The organism is Bradyrhizobium sp. TM233 (assembly GCF_036247965.1).
GTDB lineage: Bacteria > Pseudomonadota > Alphaproteobacteria > Rhizobiales > Xanthobacteraceae > Bradyrhizobium > Bradyrhizobium ottawaense.
The window spans coordinates 1-1,956 of sequence record NZ_BTIG01000079.1 but is presented as its reverse complement, the minus strand read 5'-3'; the positions used below and the strand labels follow the sequence as shown (position 1 = coordinate 1,956).

At 62.8% G+C, this 1,956-nt stretch carries 3 protein-coding genes; 1 reads left to right on the top strand and 2 read right to left on the bottom strand.

Annotation, left to right across the window (positions count from 1 at the left end; genetic code table 11):
• Positions 1-560 (top strand): hypothetical protein (locus tag AABA86_RS33590; protein ID WP_338309790.1); only part of this gene is annotated, 560 nt, incomplete at its 5' end.
• A gap of 75 nt (positions 561-635) precedes the next feature.
• Here AABA86_RS33590 and AABA86_RS33585 read toward each other — a convergent pair.
• Both AABA86_RS33585 and AABA86_RS33580 read right to left on the bottom strand, forming a co-directional pair.
• Complete coding sequence (locus AABA86_RS33585) at positions 636-1,040, bottom strand: YccF domain-containing protein (protein WP_338309789.1); 405 nt, start codon at positions 1,038-1,040, stop codon at positions 636-638.
• A gap of 81 nt (positions 1,041-1,121) precedes the next feature.
• Positions 1,122-1,916 carry an enoyl-CoA hydratase/isomerase family protein gene (locus AABA86_RS33580; protein WP_338309791.1) on the bottom strand — a complete coding sequence of 265 codons (795 nt, stop codon included), beginning with the start codon at positions 1,914-1,916 and terminating at the stop codon, positions 1,122-1,124.
• Between the last annotated feature and the right edge of the window lie 40 nt (positions 1,917-1,956).

The following is a 1,956-nucleotide window of genomic DNA, read 5'->3' as shown; positions in this document are numbered from 1 at the left end:
TGGGTTTCGCTGGCGCTCTAGCCATCCTACGGGCTAACAATGCTCGCATGCGCCAGCTCGCCGTCCTGCTGATTGCCCCGTTCGTTTTCTCCACGGAAACGCTGTCCGCCTGGCCCGCCGCCACGCGTCAGGATACCCTCAATCGCGTTCAGATTGCGTCGAACGATTTGGACGACCAGCTTCTTTCGATCATCAAGAGCCGCAATGGTGGCCAGATCGGAAACGATCTCATTCGATTGCGCAGGACCCCGGAGTTCTCCTGGGTTGATTTTCACGTCGTGGAAGGTCGCCTCAGGAAGCTTGGGACGGACATCTATCTGGTTGCCGCGCCATTTCGCTTCCACAAAAGCGTGACTGCGAACGTCAAATCTGTTCCGGAGAGCAATTGGACATCGCGCGCAGTTCTCGGAGATGCGGAGGATTTTCCCTATTTTCTGTGGGTCGAGGTGAACGGCCACGACAAGTTTCTCGCAAAGCTGAGCGAGCTTGGGATCGGCAGCGAAGACATCAATCTCGAAAGTCTCAAGCGCACCGGCATTCTCGCGCCCAGGAAACAGTGACAAATTCCGGATAGCGGAGGGATGATGGGTTTCGCTGGCGCTNNGCTGGCGCTCTACCCATCCTGCGAATTCGCTCTAAGCCGGCACGATCACCTTGCCGATCGGCCAGAGCGCGATGCCGGCGAGCTTCAGGTGAGCCCAGGCAAAGGGAATGCCGATGATGGTGACCGCAAGCACCAGGGCCGTCAGGAGGTGGCCGAGCGCCAGCCACCAGCCGGCGAGCACGAACCAGATGATGTTGCCGATCACCCCGAGCGGGCCGGTGCCGATATCGCTCATGCCGGTGACGTCGTAGCGGCTGACCGCCTTTGAACCGAACGGCAGCAGCGTGTAGACCGCTATGTTGAACGCCGCCCGCGCCCAGGGCAGGCCGACGATGGTGATGGCCATGATGACCGCGGCGATCACCCAGCCGAACGCCATCCAGGCGCCGCCGAACAGGATCCAGAGCAGGTTGAGCAGGATGGAAACGGGAGCCATGGCATGATCCGCAGGTGGACGATTCCGTCTATATAGGCACGAAATCTGTCTCTGCTAAGACGGCCCAACAGGCACAACCGGCTACCGCCCCTCGAATTTCGGCTCGCGCTTCTCCATGAAGGCCTTCATGCCCTCGGCCATGTCCTGGGTTTTGAACAGCGGCAGGAGCTGCAGATAGACGTGGTGGACGTGGTCGGAGAAGTTCTCGTTGAGGCCCATCCGCATCATGCGCTTGGAGGCCTGCACCGCCAGCGGCGCGTTGGCGGCGATTTCGCGGGCGATTGTGGTGGCGCGGCTCATCAGTTCGGCATCCGGCACGACCTCGTTGGCGAGGCCCCAGTCGAGGCATTCCCGCGCGCCGAGCGTGCGGCCGGTGAAGATCAGCTCGGAGGCCTTGGCCCAGCCAAGCATGCGCGGCAACAGCCAGGTGCCGCCGGATTCCGGCACCACGCCGCGCTTGACGAAGGCGGCGGCGAGCTTGGCGGATTCTCCCATGATGCGGATGTCGCAGCCGAGCGCGGTGTCCATGCCGTAGCCGGCCGCACCGCCGTTGACGGCGCAGATGGTCGGCTTGTCCATTGCCTGCAACACCGTCGGCGGCGTGTTGCGGAGGTTGATCGTGGTCGGCGAGGACGCGGCGCTCAAGCCGTTGCCATCCCGCTCCTTGCGCAGGTCGAGCCCGGCGCAGAACGCCCTGCCCTTGCCGGTGAGGATCACGACGCGGACGTTCTTGTCCTCGTTGGCTTCGGTGAGCAGCCGCGCCAGATCGTTCAGCATCGGGCCGGAGATCGTGTTCATGCGCTCGGGCGCATTCAGCGTGATGGTCGCGATGTGGTCGGCGACGGCGTAGAGGACTTCGTTGGCGGCGTCGGTCATCTGTTTCCTCATCGTTTGTTCCGTAGGGCGGGCAAAGGCG

Bases quoted from the DNA above. Each gene is read 5' to 3' on its own strand.
- AABA86_RS33580 (WP_338309791.1), bottom strand. From the start codon at position 1,916: ATGACCGACGCCGCCAACGAAGTCCTCTACGCCGTCGCCGACCACATC.
- AABA86_RS33585 (WP_338309789.1), bottom strand. From the start codon at position 1,040: ATGGCTCCCGTTTCCATCCTGCTCAACCTGCTCTGGATCCTGTTCGGC.